Origin of the sequence: Azohydromonas australica DSM 1124 (genome assembly GCF_000430725.1) — a bacterium.
In the GTDB taxonomy this organism is placed as follows: domain Bacteria; phylum Pseudomonadota; class Gammaproteobacteria; order Burkholderiales; family Burkholderiaceae_C; genus Azohydromonas; species Azohydromonas australica.
This window is the reverse complement of record NZ_KE387205.1, coordinates 67,923-86,792: the sequence shown is the minus strand read 5'-3', so window position 1 is coordinate 86,792 and position 18,870 is coordinate 67,923. Positions and strand designations below refer to the sequence as shown.

16 protein-coding genes are annotated in these 18,870 nt (G+C 72.8%); 9 read left to right on the top strand and 7 right to left on the bottom strand.

Features of this window, described 5'->3' with window-relative positions; all coding sequences use genetic code 11:
* Window positions 1-55: 55 nt before the first annotated feature.
* A complete protein-coding gene (locus tag H537_RS45285) occupies window positions 56-562 on the bottom strand; it encodes a BON domain-containing protein (protein ID WP_043459940.1) in 507 nt (168 codons plus the stop codon).
* Window positions 563-575: 13 nt separating this feature from the next.
* Window positions 576-2,087, bottom strand: coding sequence for an MFS transporter (locus tag H537_RS0124380; protein ID WP_051243203.1), 1,512 nt, complete (start codon window positions 2,085-2,087; stop codon window positions 576-578).
* 446 nt (window positions 2,088-2,533) lie between these two features.
* Here H537_RS0124380 and H537_RS0124375 point away from each other — a divergent pair, with 446 nt between their 5' ends.
* The 5 genes from H537_RS0124375 to H537_RS0124355 all read left to right on the top strand — a co-directional run bounded on the left by H537_RS0124375 (window position 2,534) and on the right by H537_RS0124355 (window position 8,441).
* A complete protein-coding gene (locus H537_RS0124375; protein ID WP_084150919.1) occupies window positions 2,534-4,423 on the top strand; it encodes a PHA/PHB synthase family protein in 1,890 nt (629 codons plus the stop codon).
* On the top strand, window positions 4,413-4,826 hold the full coding sequence (locus H537_RS0124370) for a hypothetical protein (protein WP_028999931.1): 414 nt from the start codon (window positions 4,413-4,415) through the stop codon (window positions 4,824-4,826). Before H537_RS0124375 ends, H537_RS0124370 begins: the two co-directional genes overlap by 11 nt.
* A gap of 117 nt (window positions 4,827-4,943) precedes the next feature.
* Window positions 4,944-5,762: an enoyl-ACP reductase FabI gene (gene fabI, locus H537_RS0124365; RefSeq protein WP_084150918.1), complete on the top strand. Its 819-nt coding sequence runs from the start codon at window positions 4,944-4,946 to the stop codon at window positions 5,760-5,762.
* A gap of 38 nt (window positions 5,763-5,800) precedes the next feature.
* Window positions 5,801-7,234, top strand: a complete 1,434-nt coding sequence (locus H537_RS0124360; RefSeq protein WP_028999929.1) for a bifunctional enoyl-CoA hydratase/phosphate acetyltransferase — start codon at window positions 5,801-5,803, stop codon at window positions 7,232-7,234.
* Window positions 7,235-7,238: 4 nt separating this feature from the next.
* Entirely contained in the window at window positions 7,239-8,441 is a 1,203-nt protein-coding gene (locus tag H537_RS0124355; RefSeq protein WP_028999928.1) for an acetate/propionate family kinase, read from the top strand.
* Window positions 8,442-8,487: 46 nt separating this feature from the next.
* On the opposite strand, the gene ftsH is transcribed toward H537_RS0124355, so the two are convergent.
* The gene (gene ftsH / locus H537_RS45280; protein WP_043459939.1) at window positions 8,488-10,395 is read right to left on the bottom strand and encodes an ATP-dependent zinc metalloprotease FtsH; all 1,908 of its coding nucleotides are present in this window, start codon (window positions 10,393-10,395) and stop codon (window positions 8,488-8,490) included.
* A 145-nt stretch (window positions 10,396-10,540) separates the two neighbouring features.
* The gene (locus H537_RS0124345) at window positions 10,541-11,698 is read right to left on the bottom strand and encodes an alkene reductase (RefSeq protein WP_028999927.1); all 1,158 of its coding nucleotides are present in this window, start codon (window positions 11,696-11,698) and stop codon (window positions 10,541-10,543) included.
* Between the two features lie 129 nt (window positions 11,699-11,827).
* On the opposite strand from H537_RS0124345, the gene H537_RS55085 reads away from it, so the two are divergent.
* The 4 genes from H537_RS55085 to cueR all read left to right on the top strand — a co-directional run bounded on the left by H537_RS55085 (window position 11,828) and on the right by cueR (window position 14,558).
* Window positions 11,828-12,040 carry a LysR family transcriptional regulator gene (locus H537_RS55085; protein ID WP_211235067.1) on the top strand — a complete coding sequence of 71 codons (213 nt, stop codon included), beginning with the start codon at window positions 11,828-11,830 and terminating at the stop codon, window positions 12,038-12,040.
* The gene (locus H537_RS45275; protein WP_211235066.1) at window positions 12,041-12,751 is read left to right on the top strand and encodes a substrate binding domain-containing protein; all 711 of its coding nucleotides are present in this window, start codon (window positions 12,041-12,043) and stop codon (window positions 12,749-12,751) included.
* Between the two features lie 72 nt (window positions 12,752-12,823).
* On the top strand, window positions 12,824-14,053 hold the full coding sequence (gene senA, locus H537_RS0124335) for a selenoneine synthase SenA (RefSeq protein WP_028999926.1): 1,230 nt from the start codon (window positions 12,824-12,826) through the stop codon (window positions 14,051-14,053).
* A gap of 85 nt (window positions 14,054-14,138) precedes the next feature.
* Window positions 14,139-14,558, top strand: a complete 420-nt coding sequence (gene cueR, locus H537_RS0124330; protein WP_238446780.1) for a Cu(I)-responsive transcriptional regulator — start codon at window positions 14,139-14,141, stop codon at window positions 14,556-14,558.
* Between the two features lie 336 nt (window positions 14,559-14,894).
* Here cueR and H537_RS0124325 read toward each other — a convergent pair whose 3' ends face one another.
* From H537_RS0124325 to H537_RS49655, 3 genes are all read right to left on the bottom strand, one after another.
* Window positions 14,895-16,424, bottom strand: a complete 1,530-nt coding sequence (locus tag H537_RS0124325) for a thymidine phosphorylase family protein (protein ID WP_238446779.1) — start codon at window positions 16,422-16,424, stop codon at window positions 14,895-14,897.
* Window positions 16,421-17,779 carry an MBL fold metallo-hydrolase RNA specificity domain-containing protein gene (locus H537_RS0124320; RefSeq protein ID WP_028999923.1) on the bottom strand — a complete coding sequence of 453 codons (1,359 nt, stop codon included), beginning with the start codon at window positions 17,777-17,779 and terminating at the stop codon, window positions 16,421-16,423. The genes H537_RS0124325 and H537_RS0124320 overlap by 4 nt, the downstream gene beginning before the upstream one ends.
* A 262-nt stretch (window positions 17,780-18,041) precedes the next feature.
* Window positions 18,042-18,701 carry a hypothetical protein gene (locus tag H537_RS49655; protein ID WP_028999922.1) on the bottom strand — a complete coding sequence of 220 codons (660 nt, stop codon included), beginning with the start codon at window positions 18,699-18,701 and terminating at the stop codon, window positions 18,042-18,044.
* Window positions 18,702-18,870: the final 169 nt, after the last annotated feature.

The following is an 18,870-nucleotide window of genomic DNA, read 5'->3' as shown; positions in this document are numbered from 1 at the left end:
CGCGCCGGGGCGCCGGCGCCCTGCCTCCAACTTGGAGCGGCGCACCAGCGCCGGCTCAGCGTCCGGGCCGCACCCTGTAGGGCGGCGCTGCGCCCGCGCCGGTGCGCAGCAGCACCAGCGCCTGCTGCACCCCAGGCACGGCGCGGGCGAAGCGCTCCAGCTCGGCCGCTGCGTGCGGCCCGGCCGCGCAGCCCTCGATGAACACCACCCGGCCCTGCACCGTCGCCCACAGCGAGGTGCCGGCGAACAGCGCCGGCCGGTCGAGTGCCGCGGCCCGCAGCGCCTGGGCGATGCCCTGGTCGTAGGCATAAGCGTTGGGCCGCTCGCATTGGCCCGCGAGCCAGCAGGTGGTGCCGCGCTCGGCACGGTGGTGCGCCTGCACGCGGCGCTCGGCCTCGGTCATGAACGGGCCCAGGGGCACGGGGCAGTCCGGCACTTCGGACGAGAGCGGGAAGAAGGGGTCGTCGAACCAGTTGCGCAGCTCGTCCGGCGCCTGGGCCAGGGCGGCTGACGCCAGGACGAGGAACGGCAGGCAGGACAGGACACCGCGGCGCTGGTCCATGGCACCGATCGTCTCACTCCCCCACCGGCGCCTGCGCCGTCCCCTCCAGGTGCACCGCCGGCACCCGCGACGCCATCCAGGCGCCCAAGGCCACGCACACCGCCAGCACGCCGTAGACGACGTGGAAGGCGTGCGTGAGCGCCTGCGGCGACAGGTCCACCGACAGCGCCGCCGGCGCCGCGCCCTCGCCGCCCGGCGCCACATGCAGCAGCACGAAGGCCAGGCCGCCGAAGATGGCGGTGCCCAGCGAGGCGCCCAGCGAACGCGTGAGCGCCAGCAACCCCGCGGCCGCGCCCAGGCGCGCGCGGCCGGCCAGCACCTGCGTGGCCAGCTGCGCGCTGGCCATCACGGTGCCGAAACCCAGTCCTACCGCCCCTGAGGCCATGGCCAGCAGGCGCGGCGAGGGCGGTGCCAGCGCCAGCACGCCCAGCGCCGCGGCGGCCAGCGCCAGCCCGTAAGGCGGCGTGCGCGTGGGCAGCGCGGTGCGCGCGGTGAGGCGGCCGTTGAGCGTGGCCCCCACCACCAGCCCCGCGGTCAGCGGCAGCATCTGCAGCCCGGCGTCCGCGGCGCTGGCGCCGTGGCCCAGCTGGAGCTGGATCGGCAGCAGGAACACCAGCGCGAACATGCTCGCGGCGAACACCAGCACCGTGCCGCAGATCCAGCCCACGCCGGGCAGCCGCAGCAGGTCCAGCGGCAGGAACGGCGCCGGATGGCGCCGCTGCTGGCGCAGCAGCACCGCGCCGGCGGCCAGGCAGGTCAGCACCAGCGCCACGCTGGTGGCCGACAGCCAGTGGAAGCGGTGCCCCGCCAGGCTGAACCACAACAGCGCCGTCACGGCGGTGAGCACGAACAGCAGCACGCCCCAGGGGTCGGTGGGCGCGCCGCGCAGCGCCCCGTGCGGGCCGGACGGCAGCCGCCACACGCGCCAGGCCGCCAGCGCGCACAGCGGCACGTTGGCCAGGAACAGCCAGCGCCAGTCAGCGTGGTGCACCACCAGCCCGCCGATCACCGGCCCGCCGACGCTGGACGCGGTGAAGACGATGGCGAAGTAGGCCTGGTAGCGCGGGCGCAGGCGCGGCGGCACCAGCTCGCCGATGAGCGCCTGCGACAGCACCATCAGCCCGCCACCACCCAGCCCCTGCAGCAGCCGCGCCGCCACCAGTGGGCCCATGCCCCGCGCCAGCCCGCAGGCCAGCGAGCCCAGCGCGAACACCGCCAGCGCGGCCAGCAGCATGTTGCGGCGCCCGAAGCGGTCGCCCAGCCGGCCGTACACCGGCGCCATCACGGTGGCGGCGATGAGGTAGCCGATGGCGATCCAGGCCGAGTCGCCCAGGTCCCGGAAATCCGCGGCGATGCGCGGCGTGGCCGTGGCCAGCAGCGTCTGGTCCACCGCGGCGAGGAACATGGGCAGCATCACCGCGCTGAACAGCGCCAGCACCGCCTGCCGCGACGGCGCCCCGGCGGGCGCCGCGGGCGCAGAGGGGTCCAGGGCGGGCGGCTGCGGCGGGTCCAGCGTGCGGGGCATGCGGGCGCGGCTGCAAGCCACATGCCGGCCTTGCGGGCATAGGCTATTTCCTGTCACACCGCCGTCATTCAAATGTCCGCAGCTCCTGAAGCCGGGTTGTCCAGGCGTGGTGGCCAAGACAAACCAGCTGCCCGGGCATTTAGCACACAGTTTTCCACTGCACGTGCCGCGATTCGAAAAGGCCCGGGAATGCTTGACGTGCATCAAGAGTGCCGCCCCTGCCGCACTCCAGCATGGAACCGGCCGCACTCCGAGCGGTCGCACGCCTCGCGAGGCCGGCTGCGCAAGCAACCGAATATTCCCGCCGGTGCATATGCCAAGTATTGCACTGCAACATGAAATTGGCGGTATTTGGCGGGCATTTTGACTTTTTGGCCTCCCGCGATGCATTCATAGTGCCGCCACCGACCCTTCGATATTGATCGATGTCCAGACAGCGAAGAACGATGCCCGAACAACAGCTTTCCCCCGGCAGCCATGCCGCCGCGATCGTGCCCAAGGTCCAGGCACCGGCTCCGGTGTCCCTCCCGGCGGCCAAGGCCGCGCCCGCGGTGCAGCCGGCCGGCGCAAGCCCCGGCAAGAGCCAGCTGGCCGCGCAGCAGCTCGACGAGGCGGCACACGCGCTGCTGTCGCGGGCAGCGATGGGCCTGTCGCCCATCAGCTTGGCACTGGCCTGGGCCGACTGGACGATGCACCTGGCCGTCTCGCCGGGCCGGCAGTCCACGCTGGCCCAGCAGGCGATGCAGCTGGCGGCCGACCTGTTGCCGGCGCAACCCGGCACCGCGCAGCCGCCCGAGCGCGACGACCGCTTCCGCGACCCGGCCTGGCAGCAGTGGCCGTTCCAGCAGCTCAAGGCTGGCTACCAGGCCAGCTGCGCGTGGTGGGAGCAGGCGGTGAAGGTCGAGGGCGTGGCGAGCCACCACGCGCATCTGGTGAACTTCTTCACCCGCCAGGCGCTGGACGCGCTGTCGCCGTCCAACTTCGCCCTGACCAACCCGCTGGTGCTGCAGGCCGCGCGCGCGACCGCCGGCGGCAACCTGGCGCAGGGCGCGCAGCGGCTGGCGCAGGACCTCGCGCAGCAGGCCGCCAAGGGCGCGCAGGCCGACGCGCCGCTGCAGCCGCTGCCCTACGGCGTGGGCACAGACGTGGCCGTGACGCCGGGCAAGGTGGTCTACCGCAACCACCTCATCGAGCTCATCCGCTACGAGCCCACCACCGCCACGGTGCATCCGGAGCCGGTGCTGATCGTGCCCTCGTGCATCATGAAGTACTACATCCTGGACCTCTCGCCCGGGAACTCCATGGTGCGCTACCTGGTAGGCCAGGGGCACACGGTCTACATCATTTCCTGGCGCAACCCCGACGCCACCGACCGTGACCTGGGCATGCGCGACTACCTGCGCAGCGGCGTGATGGACGCCATGGCCGCGGTGGCGCACACCAGCGGCGCGCGCCGCGTGCATGCCGCGGGCTACTGCCTGGGCGGCACCTTCCTGGCGATCGTGGCGGCGGCGCTGGCCGGCCACACGGCCGCCGCGCCGGCCGAGGCGCACCCGCTGCGCCGCCAGGGCGACATCGCCGACCTGCCCACGCTGGCCAGCGTCACGCTGCTGACCACGCTCACCGACTTCAGCGAGCCCGGCGAGCTGGGCGTGTTCATCGACGACGACCAGCTGCGCACGCTGCGCGAGGAGATGGCGCGCACGGGCTTCCTCAGCGGACGCCAGATGGCCGGCACCTTCCAGTTCATCGGCTCGCGCGACCTGATCTGGGCGCGCAACGTGCGCCGCTACCTGCTGGGCGAGGAAGACCATCCCAACGACCTCATGAGCTGGAACGCCGACGCCACGCGGCTGCCCGAGCGCATGCACTCGGAGTACCTGCAGTCGCTGTACCTGGGCAACGCACTGGCCACGGGCCGCTACCGCGTGGGCGACGTGGCGGTGGCGCTGTCGGACATCCACGCCCCGCTGTTCGTGGTGGGCACGGCGCGCGACCACGTGGCGCCGTGGAAGTCGGTCTACAAGATCCACCTGCTCACCGACACCGACACGACCTTCGTGCTGGCCAGCGGCGGGCACAACGCGGGCGTCGTCTCCGAGCCCGGGCATGCGCGGCGCAGCTACCAGATGGCCCAGCGCGCCCGCGGCCAGGGCTACGTCACGCCCGAGGACTACGCCGCCACGGCACCCACGCACGAGGGATCGTGGTGGGAGGCGTGGAGCGCCTGGCTGGCCGAGCATTCCGGTCCGCGCGTGGCCGCCAAGCCCATCCCGGCCGACATGGCGCTGGAAGACGCCCCGGGCCAGTACGTGCACCAGCGCTATGCGGACTGAGGCCCACACCGCCCTGCTGGGCGAGCGCCCCGACACCGACCTCGTGCACCGGCTGGAGTCCGAGCTGCGCACGCTGCAGGGGCGCATCCAGCAGCTGGCCCTCGCGCTGCGCGCACCGCTGCAGACCGAGGCCGACGTGGAACGCATCCTGCAACGCCCGCCCACGCCGCCGGTGGCGGTGGAGCGGCGCAGCGAAGGTGGCGGGCACAACTACCGCGGCCCCGAGCGCCGCGCGGCCCACCTGTGGGACGAGCTGCGCGCGCTGCTGGTGCTGCGCTACCAGCTGTGCAGCCGCCTCGCCGTCGCGGTGGGCGCGCCCGCCGTGCGCGACCTGCTGGCCGCCGCCGACGCCCAGCTCCAGCGCGAAGGTTTCAGCGGCACCCCGGCGGGCATGGCGCTGTAGCGCCGGGCCTGCCCCCAACGACCCGGGAACGCCGGCCGCGCGCCGCGCGGGGGCGTTCCTTGTCCGAATACACCGTTTCCTACCAGAAACACTCAACCCAATCTTCAAGAGGACACCATGGACCAAGCCGTCAACACCGCCTCCCTCACCAACGAAGTGACCCAGCGCCTGTCGCGCCTGGGCCTCGCCGGCAAGAAGGGCCTCGTCGTGGGCGTCGCCAACGAGCACAGCATCGCCTGGGGCTGCGCCGAGCTGGCCAAGCTGCAGGGCGCCGAGGTGGTAGTTTCCTGCCTCAACGAAAAGGCCACGCGCTTCGTGTCGCCGCTGACCGAGCCCGCGGGCATCCCGCTCAAGCCCTGCAACGTCGAGAACCCCGGCGAGCTGCAGGCGCTGGTGGACTTCGCCATCGAGAAGCTGGGCCGGCTGGACTTCATCGTCCACTCCATCGCCTGGGCGCCGCTGGAAGACCTGCACGGCCGCGTCATCGACAGCTCCTCCACCGGCTTCGCGCGCGCGATGGAAGTGTCCTGCCACTCGCTGGCCGAGCTGGCCAAGCTGTGCGCGCCGCACATGACGCAGGGCGGCGCCATCGTGACCATGAGCTACCTGGGCGCCGACGAGGCCGTGCCGCACTACGGGCTGATGGGCCCGGTCAAGGCCGCGCTGGAGTCGCTGGTGCGCTACATGGCGGTGGAACTGGGCCCGCAGGGCATCCGCGTGCACGCGGTCTCGCCCGGCCCGATCCACACCCGCGCCGCCTCGGGCATCGCCGGCTTCGACGAGCTGATGGCCGGCGCCGTGGCCAAGTCGCCGCTGGCCCGCGCCGTGACGCTGGACGAGATCGCGCAGCTCACGAGCTTCCTGTGCAGCGACGCGGCCTCCGGCATGACGGGCCAGACCATCTACGTGGACGCCGGCTGCCACGCGGTGGCTTGATCGCCCTCACCGACAACACGAACAGAGAATACCAAGTCATGAACGCCCTGCCCGGAACCGAATACATCGAGAACGTCACCTACGACGAGATCAGCGTCGGCCAGACCGCCAGCCTCACGCGCACCATCACCGGCGAGGACATCCAGGCCTTCGCCGCCGTCTCCGGCGACACCAACCCCGCGCACCTCAACGCCGAGTACGCCGCCGACACCCTGTTCCACGGCGTCATCGCCCACGGCATGTGGGGCGGCTCGCTGATCTCCGCGCTGCTGGGCACGGTCTTCCCCGGCCCGGGCACCATCTACCTGGAACAGGACCTGCACTTCACCAAGCCCGTGCGCATCGCCGACACGCTCACCGTCACGGTGAAGGTCGCGTCCAAGGACGATGCCAAGAAGCGCGTGGAGCTGGACTGCGAGGTCGTGAACCAGAAGGGCGCCTGCGTGCTCTACGGCAAGGCGCGCGTGCTCGCGCCCACCGCCAAGGTGAAGCTGCCGCGCGACAAGGCGCCCAAGATCCACCTCTTCGACGCCCAGGCGCGGCTGCGCGCGCTGCTGGCGCTGGGCGCGGACATGCCCGCGGCCAAGTGCGCGGTGGTGCACCCCTGCGACGCCGACTCGCTCTCCGGCGCCATGGACGCGGCCAAGCTCGACCTGATCGACCCGGTGCTCATCGGCCCGGAGCTGCGCATCCGCCACGTGGCGCAGGAAGCCGGCATCGAGCTGGGCGACGTGCGCATCATCGACACGCCCTACTCCGAGGCCGCGGCCGAGGTGGCCGCCGAAATGGCGGCCAAGGGCGAGGTGGAGATGCTGATGAAGGGCAGCCTGCACACCGACGAGCTCATCCACGCCGTGCTGGGTCAGAAGGCGCTGCGCACGGGCCGGCGCATGTCGCACGTGTTCCGCTTCGACGTGCCGCTGTACCGCAAGCCCATCCTCATCACCGATGCGGCGCTCAACATCCAGCCGTCGCTGATGGAGAAGAAGGACATCATCCAGAACGCCATCGACTTCGCGCGCACCATGGGCGTGGACAAGCCCAAGGTGGCGATCCTGGCGGCGGTGGAGACGGTCAACCCGTCCATGCCCTCCACGCTGGACGCCGCGGCGTTGTGCAAGATGGCCGACCGCGGCCAGATCAACGGCGGCCTGCTCGACGGCCCGCTGGCCTTCGACAACGCGATCTCGGCGCAGGCCGCGTCGATCAAGCACATCGCCTCGCCCGTGGCCGGCGACGTGGACATCCTGGCCGTGCCCGACCTGGAGGCCGGCAACATGCTCGCCAAGCAGCTGGAGTACCTGGCCGGCGCCAGCGGCTCCGGCGTGGTGCTGGGCGCGCGCGTGCCCATCGCGCTGACCAGCCGCGCCGACGGCCCGGACGCGCGCGTGGCCTCGGCGCTGCTGGCCAAGCTGGTGGCGCACAACGCGCGGCGCGACCACTCGCGCCAGAACTGGCACCAGGAGGGCTGAAGCGATGGGTGTCCTTTCCGTCAACGCCGGCTCCTCGACGCTGAAGTTCGCCGTCTACCCGCTGAGCGACGGCGAGGTGCAGCCGGCCCTGATGAGCGGCAGCTTCGAGGGGCTGGAGCCCCAGGGGCAGCTGCGGCTGAGCTGGAGCGTGGGCCCACGGCGCCAGCAGCGTGAACTCTCCGCCGGCGCCGACCCGTTCGCGCAGGCGCTGGTCAGCCTGAGCGAGCTGCTGGAGACCGAGACCCGCGACGGCTCCAAGCTGCGCATCGAGGCCGTGGCGCACCGCGTGGTGCACGGCGGCGCGCTCTACCGCGACAGCGTGCTGGTCGATGACAAGGTGATCAAGGCGCTGGAGCCGCTGTGCCCGCTGGCGCCGCTGCACCAGCCGCACAACCTGGCGGGCATCCGCAACTTCATGCGCGTGCTGCCCGGGCTGCCGCAGGTGGCGTGCTTCGACACCGCCTTCCACGCCCACCTGCCCGAGGTCGAGTACAGCTTCGCGCTGCCCGGGGCGCTGCGCGAGCAGGGCGTGCGCCGCTACGGCTTCCACGGCCTGTCGTACCAGTTCATCCTGGGCGAGCTGCTGCGCCACGGCGCACCGGCGCAGGGCCGGCTGCTGATGGCGCACCTGGGCAACGGCGCGAGCCTGTGCGCCGCGCGCGAGGGCCGCAGCATCGCCACCACCATGGGCTTCTCCGCGGTGGAGGGCCTGATGATGGGCACGCGCTGCGGCACGCTGGACCCGGGCGTGCTGCTGTACCTGATGGAGCAGGGCTGGACGCACGACCGCATCCAGAAGCTGCTCTACAAGGAAAGCGGCCTGCTGGGCGTCTCGGGGCTGACGGCCGACATGCGCCGGCTGCACGACAGCGACAGCGCCGACGCGCAGCTGGCCGTCGACATGTTCACCTACCACGTGGTGCGCGAGTCCGGCGCGCTCACGGCCTGCCTGGGCGGGCTGGACGTGCTGGCCTTCAGCGGCGGCATCGGCGAGCACGACGTGCGGCTGCGCGCCAACGTGGCCGACAAGCTGGCCTACCTGGGCGTGAAGCTGGACGCGCAGGCCAACGCCCGCGCCACGGGCGAGGAGGCCATGGCCATCCACGCCGAGGACAGCCCGGTGCAGGTGTGGGTGGTGCCCACCGACGAGGGCCGCGTCGCCGCGCAGGACGCGGCACGGCTGGTGGCGCTGCCGGCCAACGGCTGAGCCGGCGCGGCGCCGGGCCCGGACCAGGGCCCGGCCCACTCCTTCGTCAGGCCTCCACCCCCGCCGCCGTACCCTTTTCCACCTTCACCCCGGCCAGCACGAACTCCAGCATCCCGCGGTCCACGGTCTCCTTTTCCAGCAGCAGCTGCGCCAGGGCTTCGAGCCGGGGCCGGTGCTCGGCCAGCGTGGCCCGGACGCGGGCGCGCGACTCCTCCAGCAGCCGCCGCACCTCCGCGTCGATGGCCTCTGCCGTGCGCTCGCTGCAGTCGCGCTGCTCCGGCGCGCCCGGCAGGCCCAGGAAGGCCGCGCGCGGCGAGGCGTCCCAGGTCGCCAGCCCCAGCGCCTCGCTCATGCCGTACTGCGTCACCATGTGCCGCGCCATGTCGGTGGCGCGCTGCAAGTCGTTGGCGGCGCCGGTGGAGATGTCGTTGAACACCAGCTCCTCCGCCACCCGCCCGCCCAGCAGCACGTCCAGCCGGTCCAGCAGCTCGCTGCGGCGCAGCAGGTAGCGGTCCTCGGTGGGCGACTGCTGGGTGTAGCCCAGCGCGCCGATGCCGCGCGGGATGATCGACACCTTCGCCACCCGGTCGGCGCTGGCGCGGTACTCGGCCACCAGCGCGTGGCCGGCCTCGTGGTAGGCCACGAAGCGGCGTTCCTCGGGGTTCATGACGCGGTTGCGCTTCTCCAGGCCGGCCACGATGCGGTCCAGCGCCTGCTCGAAGTCCTGCATGTCCACGGCCTCCTTGCCCTGGCGCGCGGCGTGCAGCGTGGCCTCGTTGACCAGGTTGGCCAGGTCCGCGCCGGCGAAGCCGGGGGTGCGCGCGGCCATGGAGTCCAGGTCCACCGCGGGCGCGAGCTTCACGTTCTTCACGTGCACGTCCAGGATCTGGCGCCGGCCCTTCATGTCGGGCTTGTCGATGGCCACGTGCCTATCGAAGCGCCCCGGACGCAGCAGCGCCGGGTCCAGGATCTCGGGACGGTTGGTGGCGCCCATGATGATGACGCCGCGGTGGCTGGTGTCGAAGCCGTCCATCTCCACCAGCAGCTGGTTGAGCGTCTGCTCGTGCTCCTGGTGCCCGCCGCCCATCAGCCCCGGGCTGCGCGCCCGGCCCAGCGCGTCGAGCTCGTCGATGAACACGATGCACGGTGCCTTGGCTGCGGCCTGCTCGAAGAGGTCGCGCACGCGCGCGGCGCCCACGCCCACGAACATCTCCACGAACTCCGAGCCGCTGAGCGAAAGGAAGGGCACGCCGGCCTCCCCCGCCACCGCCTTGGCCAGCAGCGTCTTGCCGGTGCCCGGCGCGCCCACGATCAGCACGCCCTTGGGGATCTTGCCGCCCAGGCGCCGGTAGCGGTCGGGCGTCCTGAGGAACTCCACCACCTCCATCAGCTCGTCGCGCGCCTCGTCGATGCCCGCGACGTCCTTGAAGGTGACGCCGGTCTCCTGCTGCAGGTAGACCTTGGCCTTGCTCTTGCCGATGGACATCAGCCCGCCCGCGCCGCCGGGGCCGCCGATGCGTTTCATCAGCAACCACCAGATGCCGAAGAACACCAGCGCCGGCGCCACCCACGACAGCAGCAGCGGCAGGAAGGTGCTGCGGCGCACGCTGCCGTAATGCACCTTGGCCGCGTCGAGCTGCGGCACCAGCGTCGGGTCGTCGACCAGCACGGTGACGAAGCGCTGCTCGCTGCCCGGGGTGCGCAGGTGTTCGAGCCGGTCCGGCGGCAGCACCTTCTCCAGCGCGTCGGGCTTGAGCGTGCCCTCCGCCATGCCCTCGGCCAGCACCAGGTCCTGCACGCCGCCGGCCACCACGGCCTGCTTGAACTCGCTGTAGGTCAGCGTGAGCGTGTGGCGCGCGCTGATCACGTCCTGCAGCAGGCTGATGAGGAACAGGGCGCCAAGCAGATACCAGATGGAAAAGGTCTGCTTCTTGTCCAGGACAGGAGTGGGCATGCCGGGCCTCCGGGCGGTGCGGGACGCGGCCTGATTGTGCAAGCCGCGCCCGGCCCCGGCCGGTGTGGCGGCTTGACCGGCGTCAGCGGGCGCTCACCCCACGCACCGGCTCAGCGGCGCGCCGGGTGCCCTCCCCGCCGGTGCGTCACGCCGCCACGCTGTCGGCGTCCGCCGGTGCCAGCAGCGCCGGGTAGTCGATGTAGCCCACCGGGCCCGGGGTGTAGAAGGTCTGCGGATTGGGTGCGTTCAGCGGCGCGCCGGTCTTCAGCCGCGTCACCAGGTCGGGGTTGGCGATGAAGGCGCGGCCGAAGGACACGGCGTCCGCGCGGCCCGTCTCCACGGCCTCGACGGCCAGTTCGCGGCCGTAGCCGTTGTTGGCGATGTACACGCCCCTGAAGGCCTGCCGCGCCCAGGCGAAGTCGAAGCCCGCCAGGTCGCGCGCGCCGCCCGTGGCGCCCTCGACGAAGTGGATGAAGGCGATGCCGCGCCGGTCCAGCTCGCGCACCAGGTGCCCGAACACGGCCTGCGGCGCGCTGTCGGCGATGCCGTTGGACGGCGTCACCGGCGACAGCCGGATGCCCACCCGGCCCGTGCCGATCTCGGCCACCACGGCGTCCACCACCTCCAGCGCGAAGCGCACGCGGTTCTCGACCGAGCCGCCGTAGGCGTCGGTGCGGCGGTTGGCGCCGTCGCGCAGGAACTGGTCGATCAGGTAGCCGTTGGCGCCGTGGATCTCCACGCCGTCGAAGCCGGCGCGGATCGCGTTGCGCGCGCCGCGGCGGAACTGCTCCACCACCTCAGCGATCTCCTCGACGCTCAGCGCGTGCGGCACCGGCATCTCGACCTTGCCCGCCTGCGTGTAGGCCACGCCGCCGGGCGAGACGGCGGAAGGTGCCACCGGCTGCGCGCCGCCGATCAGCCCCGGGTGCGTGACGCGGCCCACGTGCCAGATCTGGGCCACGATCTTCGAGCCCGCCTCGTGCACGGCGCGCGTGATGGGCTTCCAGCCCTCGACCTGCGCGTCGGAGTAGATGCCCGGCGTGGCCTGGTAGCCCTTGCCCACGGGCGACACCTGCGTGCCCTCGCTGATGATCAGCCCGGCACCGCTGCGCTGGCGGTAGTACTCGATGTTCATCGCGCTGCCCGGGACGTCGCCCGCGGCCTCGTCGGCGCGGCCGCGCGTGAGCGGCGCCATCACCACCCGGTTGGCGACGGTGATGTCGCCGATGCGCAGGGGCTGGAACAGCATCGCCTCGCCGGCGGCAAGTTCGTCGAGAGCGGCTTGGGGCAGGGGAGCATTCATGGCTTGCGGGGTCCTGTGCTTATTGGGGAATCGGCTCGGGGGCCGGTGAACGCATTCTGGATATGCCTGCCGCGCAGAAAAAGCAGCTCGCGGAGATAGCATTTATTCCTTTGGAGAACAAATCAGCCCATGGACCGTCTGCGCCTGCTGGAAACCTTCGTGCGTGTCGTGGAGAGCGGCAGCTTCTCGGCCGTGGCGCGCGAGGAGCGCACCACGCAGTCGGCCATCAGCAAGCAGGTGCAGGCGCTGGAGGCGCAGCTGGGCACCCGGCTGCTGGTGCGCTCGACGCGGCGACAGGCGCTGACCGAGGCCGGGCAGCTCTACTACGAGCGCTGCCGCTAGGTGCTGGACACGCTGGAGGAGGCGCGCGCCGAGGTGCACCGCACCGAGCACGAGATCAGCGGCTCGCTGCGCGTGGCGGCACCGGTGGCCTTCGGGCGGCTGCACATCGTGCGCCGCCTGCCCGCGTTCTATGCGCGCCATCCACGGCTGCGCGTGGAGCTGCAGCTGGACGACGGCTTCGTGGACCTGGTGTCCGCCGGCATCGACGTCGCTTTCCGCGTGGGCGAGCTCAAGGACAGCGGGCTGATCGCGCGGCGCATCGGCACGGCGCACCGCGCCACGCTGGCCTCGCCGGCCTACCTGGAGCGGCACGGCGAGCCGCAGCACCCTGAGGAGCTGGCGCGGCACAACTGCCTCATCTACACCGGGCTGGTGAAGCTCAACGAATGGAGCTACGAGGACGCGCAGGGCCGGCAGCTGTCGGTGCGCGTGGGCGGCAACTTCGAATCCAACAGCTCCGAGGCGATACGGCAGGCCACGCTGGAGGGCATCGGCATCAACTACGCCCCGGTGTGGAACCTGGCGGAGGACCTGCGCGCCGGCCTCGTGCGCCAGGTGCTCCCGGGCTTCCGCCCGCCGCCGCTGCCGCTGCACGTGGTGTTCCAGCCCACGCGCCGGCCCTCGCTGAAGGTCAACAGCTTCGTGTCCTTCTTCGCCGAGGCTTTTGACCGCGACCCGAACTTCGCGCAGCTGGAGGCGGATGCAGCCTGAAATCCGGCGCCGCCCAGGCTGATCCCGGGATTTCTCTCCGCCCACGGCCCGGGCCGCACGACACTGCGGCCCATGCAGGCCGCCTCCACCGACATCCGGGACACCGAGGGACGGGACATCCGCCACGCGGACGCCGCCGCGCTGGCATTGGCGCTGAAGGCCAGCCGCCGCGACACGCTGGCGACTTTCACCCTGCACGAGGCGGCGGGCCGGCTGCGGGCCCAGCCGGACGACCCCGACCACAACCCGCCGCTGTGGGAGCTGGGGCATGTGGGCTGGTTCCAGGAGCTTTGGACCGTGCGCAACCCCGAGCGCGGGCGCGGCGTGGCGGCCGATCCCGCCGGGCCGCGGACGCCGCCGCTGCGCCCCGGCGCCGATGCGCTGTACGACTCCAGCCGCGTGCCGCACGCGGCGCGCGCCACGCTGCCGCTGCCCGACGCCAACGCCACGCGCGCCGACCTGGCAGCGCAGCTAGAGGCCAGCCTGCACCGGCTGCGCGAGGCCGCGCCGGACGACGCCGGCCTCTACTTCTTCCGCCTGGCACTGCTGCACGAGGACATGCACCACGAGGCCGCGCTGTGGCTGGCCCAGGCGCAGGGCCTGGCGATCGAAGACCCGCGCTGGCAGCCGGTGCCGCTGATCGGCAGCCGTGAGCCGCTGCACGTCGAGGCCGGCACCCGGCGGCTGGGCAGCGCGGCGGGCGACGGCTTCGCCTTCGACAACGAGCTGCAGGCGCATGCCGTGGCGGTGGCCGCCTTCGTCATCGACCGCCGCGCCGTGAGCTGGGACGAGTTCCTGCCCTTCGCCGACGCCGGGGGCTACCGCGACACGCGCTGGTGGCGCGGCGAGGGCGAGCGCTGGTGGCGCGCCGCGCGGCCGCAGGGCCCGCGCTACCTGCGGCGCGACGGCGGCGCGTGGCGGGAATGGCGCTGGGGCCGCTGGCAAGAGCTGGACGGCCGGCTGCCGGCCTGCCACCTCAACCGCCACGAGGCGCGGGCCTGGTGCGCCTGGGCCGGGCGGCGGCTGCCCACCGAGGCCGAATGGGAATCGGCGGCGCTGGCGTTTCCGGCCGCCTTCGACTGGGGCGCGGTGTGGGAGTGGACCGACAGCGACTTCGCGCCCTACCCCGGCTTCGAGCCGCACCCGTACCGCGACTACTCCGCGCCGTGGTTCGGCAGCCATGCCGTGCTGCGCGGCGGCTCCTTCGGCACGCAGCCCCGGCTGCGCCACGTGCGCTATCGCAACTTCTTCGTCCCGGCGCGGCGGGACGTGTTCGCCGGCTTCCGCAGCTGCGCGGCGTAGCGGCCGATGCAGGATGCGCGGGTGCGCACAATGGCGCCCCATCGTGCCGGCCTGCCGCCGGCGCCGCCACGACGAAGGAAACGGCATGAGCACGGACACCGGCACCACCACGGCATTGCTGAACATCGGCGAGGCCGCCGAGCGCTCCGGCGTGTCGGCCAAGATGGTGCGGCACTACGAGTCGCTGGGCCTGCTGCCGCACGTGCGGCGCACCGAGGCCGGCTACCGCCAGTACGGCGAGACCGAGGTCAACACGCTGCGCTTCATCCGCCGCGCGCGCGACCTGGGCTTCAGCATGGCCGAGATCGCCGAGCTGCTGCGGCTGTGGCAGAACCGCCGGCGCAGCAGCGCGGAGGTCAAGCGCATCGCGCAGGCGCACGTGGCGGACCTGGAGCGGCGCATCGCGGAGATGGCGGCCATGAAGCAGACGCTGCAGCAGCTCGTGAGCTGCTGCCACGGCGACCACCGGCCGGAGTGCCCGATCCTGGACGACCTGGGGCAGTGAGGAGACGACGCCCCGGTAAAGACGGACTGCTGCCGCCTTTGGCTGGGACGCTCGCACCCTGATTCGTCACTCCCGCGCAGGCGGGAGTCCAGGCGGCCCCCCAGCTGCCGCAAGCCGATCGGTTTGAACACCGGGGCTTGGGTCGGGGTTGGCAGCACCCAGGCTTCGCGCAGACGTGGGGCCGCCTGGATTCCCGCCTGCGCGGGAATGACGGAGCAGGCAGCGGATCGGGTTTGCTTTCGCTCAGCACCCAACAAGCAACGGCAAGCCATTTGTGCGCCAGCAAGCCCTTGCCGACCTGCGCGATCTCCGGCCGCTGGTCGAGGGCAGGCCGCGTCAGGCCCCGTCGGCCACGCTGAACACCGGCCAAGCCTCCAGGTACTGCCGGGCGTAGTCCAGCTCGCCGCGCGCCTGCGCGTGCAGCGTCAGCAGCGGCTGCCCCGGCGCCACGCGCTGGCCCAGCTTCACGTGCAGCTCCAGCCCGGCCTCGGCCACGTTGGGCGCGCCGGCCAGCGCGGCCAGGCGCGCCAGGCGGCGGCTGTCGATGGCCGTGACCACGCCCTCGCAGCGCGCCAGCGCCGGCTCGCGCAGCAGCGCGCGCGGCGGCGCCCGCAGTCCGCCCTGCGCCTCGCAGATGGCCTGGAACTTCGACCACGCCGCGCCGCTCGCCGCCTGCTGCCGCGCGGTCGCCTCACCCTCGCCTTGCGGCACCCGGCCGCAGAACTCCAGCAGCGCGCCGGCCAGCCGCAGCGACTTGTCGCGCAGGTCCGCCGGGGCGTCGGCCGCGCCCTGCAGCACCGCCAGCACGTCGTGCGCCTCCAGCGCCGGGCCGATGCCCCGGCCCACCGGCTGCGTGCCGTCGCTGCGCAGCACCCGCAGCCGCAGGCCGTGCGCCTGCGCCACCGCCTCCAGCAGCGCGCGCAGCTGCTGGAAATCCAGCTCGCTGCGCACCTTGGCGGTAGGGCCCACGGGCACGTCGATGAGCGCGTGGGTGGCGCCGGCGGCGATCTTCTTGGACAGCACCGAGGCCACGAGCTGCGCGTCGCTGTCCAGGTCCAGCGGGCGCTCCACGCGGATCAGCACATCGTCCGCGGGGCTCAGCGCCAGCGCGCCGCCCCACACCAGGCAGGCGCCCTCGCGCGCGACCACGCGGCGCATCGCGGGCAGGTCCAGTGCCACGGTGGTCAGCGTCTCCATCACGTCGGCCGTGCCCGCGGGCGAGGTGATGGCGCGCGAGGAGGTCTTGGGCACCACCAGCCCGGCCGCCGCGGCGATCGCGACCACGATGGGCGTGGTGCGGTTGCCCGGCAGCCCGCCCACGCAGTGCTTGTCGCCGACGGGCGCGGCGTCCCACGCCAGGCGCTCGCCCACGTCCACCATCGCGCCGGTGAGCGCGACCGTTTCCTGCACGTCCATGCGCCCGCCCCCGCAGGCGGCGAGGAAGGCGGCGATGTGCGTGTCCGGGTAGCGGCCCGCGGCCATGTCGCGCACGATGGCCTGCAGTGCGTCCGCGTCCAGCCGGTGGCCGTAGATCTTGGCACGCACGCGGCTCATGGACTCCAGCACCGGCGCGTGCGAGACGGCCACGTGGTCCCCGGGCCGCGCCCCCAGCACCTGCCAGGCGCTGTTGCTCAGCCCCGCCTCGCCGGGCTGCAGCAGGCCCGGGTCCACCACGTTGAGCGTGGCCACCAGCGAGCGCCCGTTGAGCCGCAGCTGCACGCGCGTGCGCGCCGTGAAGCCCTCGGCGCGGCACACCGGGCAGTCGCGGTGCATGTAGACCACGAACTCCTGCGAGGTGTCGATGCCGATGCGCGCGGCGCGCAGCAGCGGTGCCGGGGCGGCGGTGCCTTCGAGGGTGCAGCTCACGCGTCCAGCTCCACCGTGCGCCCCATCAGCGGCACCGTCGCGGGCCAGCCCAGCTCGCGCTCGATGCGCTGGCGCAGCGCGTCGGCCGCGGCGGGCTCGCCGTGGGTGACGAACACGCGTCGCGGCTGCGAGGTGGTGCGCAGCCACTGCAGCAGCTGTGCCGCGTCGGCGTGCGCCGACAGCCCGCCCAGCGACACCACCTCGGCCTTGACCGGCACGTCCTGGCCGAACATGCGCAAGCTGCGCTCGCCGGCCTGCAGCCGCGCGCCGCGCGTGCCGCCGGCCTGGAAGCCCACCAGCACCACGGTGCTGCGGTGGTCGGGCAGCCGCGCCGCGAGGTGGTGCAGCACGCGCCCGCCGGTGGCCATGCCGCTGGCCGAGACCACCACCGAGGGATAGCGCGCCGAGGACAGCGCGCGCGACTCCTGCGGCGTGCGCGCCATGCGCGCCACCGTGCACATGCCCACGCACTCCTGCGCCGAGAGCCGGTGCTCCTGCGGGTAGCGCTGGTAGAGCGCCGTCATGTCGATGGCCATGGGGCTGTCCAGGAACACGGGCAGCTCCGGGATGGCGCCCTGCTGCCGCAGGCGGTGGACCATGAGCAGCAGCAGCTGCGCCCGGCCCACGGCGAAGGCCGGCACCAGCACCGTGCCGCCGCGCGCCGCGGTGCGGGTGATGACCTCGGCCAGCGCGGCCATCGGGTCTTCCTGCGAGTGCAGCCGGTCGCCGTAGGTGGACTCGATGACGATCCAGTCCGCGCGCGGCGCGCTTTCGGGGGCGCGCATGAGCGGGTCGTCCGGCCGGCCCAGGTCGCCCGAGAACAGCAGGGTGCGGCCATCGGCCTCCAGCGCCAGCGAGGAGGCGCCCAGGATGTGCCCGGCGCGGCGCAGCTCGGCCGTGAGGCCGGGAAGCACCTCGGTGCGCGTGTGCAGCGGCAGCGGCTCGAAGTGGTTGAGCGCCCGCTGCGCGTCGTCCATGGTGTAGAGCGGCTCGGCGGGGTGGTGTCTGGAGGTGTGGTGGCGGTTGGCGAAGGCCGCGTCCTCCTCCTGGATGTGGGCGCTGTCGGGCAGCAGCAGCCGGCACACGTCGGCGGTGGCGGGCGTCGCCAGCACCGGCCCGGTGAAGCCCTGGCGCACCAGCAGCGGCAGCGCACCGGAGTGGTCCAGGTGGGCGTGGGTGAGCAGCACGGCGTCGATGTCGCGCGCCTGGAAGGGCAGCGGCTCCCAGTTGAGCTCGCGCAGCGCCTTCCAGCCCTGGAACAGCCCGCAATCGACCAGCAGCTTCCGGCCCCGGTACTCGACGAGGTACTTGGAGCCGGTGACGGTGCCGGCGGCGCCGAGAAAGCTGAGCTTCATGACAGGCCTCCGCAGACCGCGGGCGCGGCGCCTCGCGGAGTGCCGTCAGGCCGGCTGCACCGGCCGACGGCCGGATCGAGGGCGTACTGCATGGCTGCGCCTCCTGGGTTCTGTCCCGCGGCGCCCGGCGGACGGCGGCTGCCGTCCGCTCTTCGCTTCGGCTGCCGGGACTGTCAGAGCCAGCATAGGCGCGGGCGCTGCCGCGGGCTTGAGTGACATCAAGCCGCGGCGCCGCGCCGGCACGGGGCTCAGCCCCTGGCCGTCACTTCAATGCAGCGGTCGCGGCCTTGGGTTGGCTCACGTCGTTGGGATCCACCTCGACGTCTTGGGTTTCGGGCGGGCAAGCCAGCTCCGCCGGCCGCGTCCAGGGCTTGTCCACGTAGACCTGCCACAGCACCCGGTTGGCGGGGTAGCTCTCCTGGCCGGCGGCATCGCCGCAGGTCTGGGCCGACACCGACTGGCCCGGACCCACCGCCACCACCGAGCCGCGGCGCAGCGTGCAGCTCGCCCGCCAAGTGAGCTGGTTCCAGGTGCTGCAGACCTCATAGTCGCGCCGGTACTGCGCCACCGGGCCACTGGGCATGTCGGCCGACCACCAGCCGCCCAGCCGGTTGGTAGTGCCGCCGGCCGGCGCGGAGCCCGGGCCGTTCCACAGCCGGTACACGAGCACGTCCTCCTTGAGCCGCACCACCGCAACGCCCAGCACGCCGCCGGCGCCGGGCGCCTTGAGCGCGTTCCAGGGCACGGCCTGTTCGTACGCCGGATCGTCGAGCTTCAGCAGCTCGGCGCGGCCCTGCAGGGAGGCTGGCAGGCCCAGCGGATTCGGCGGCGTCGTGGCGCAGCCCGCCAGCACAGCCAGTGCCAGCAGGGCCGGCGCCGCGCGCAGGCCGGCAACGGCCCAAGAAGTTGGTTGCTTGTTCATGGATTCCCTCTGCGGATCGTTGTTGGTTGTGGCGGCCGTACGAGACCGCCTCCTGTCGGTCCGGACCTCCTCGCCGGTCCGGATCACGCTGCTTCATCGCAGCGACGCCACGCCGTCGCAGGGATGTTCCCGGGCGCTTGGGCATGCCGCTCGCTGCGGGGCACGGTAC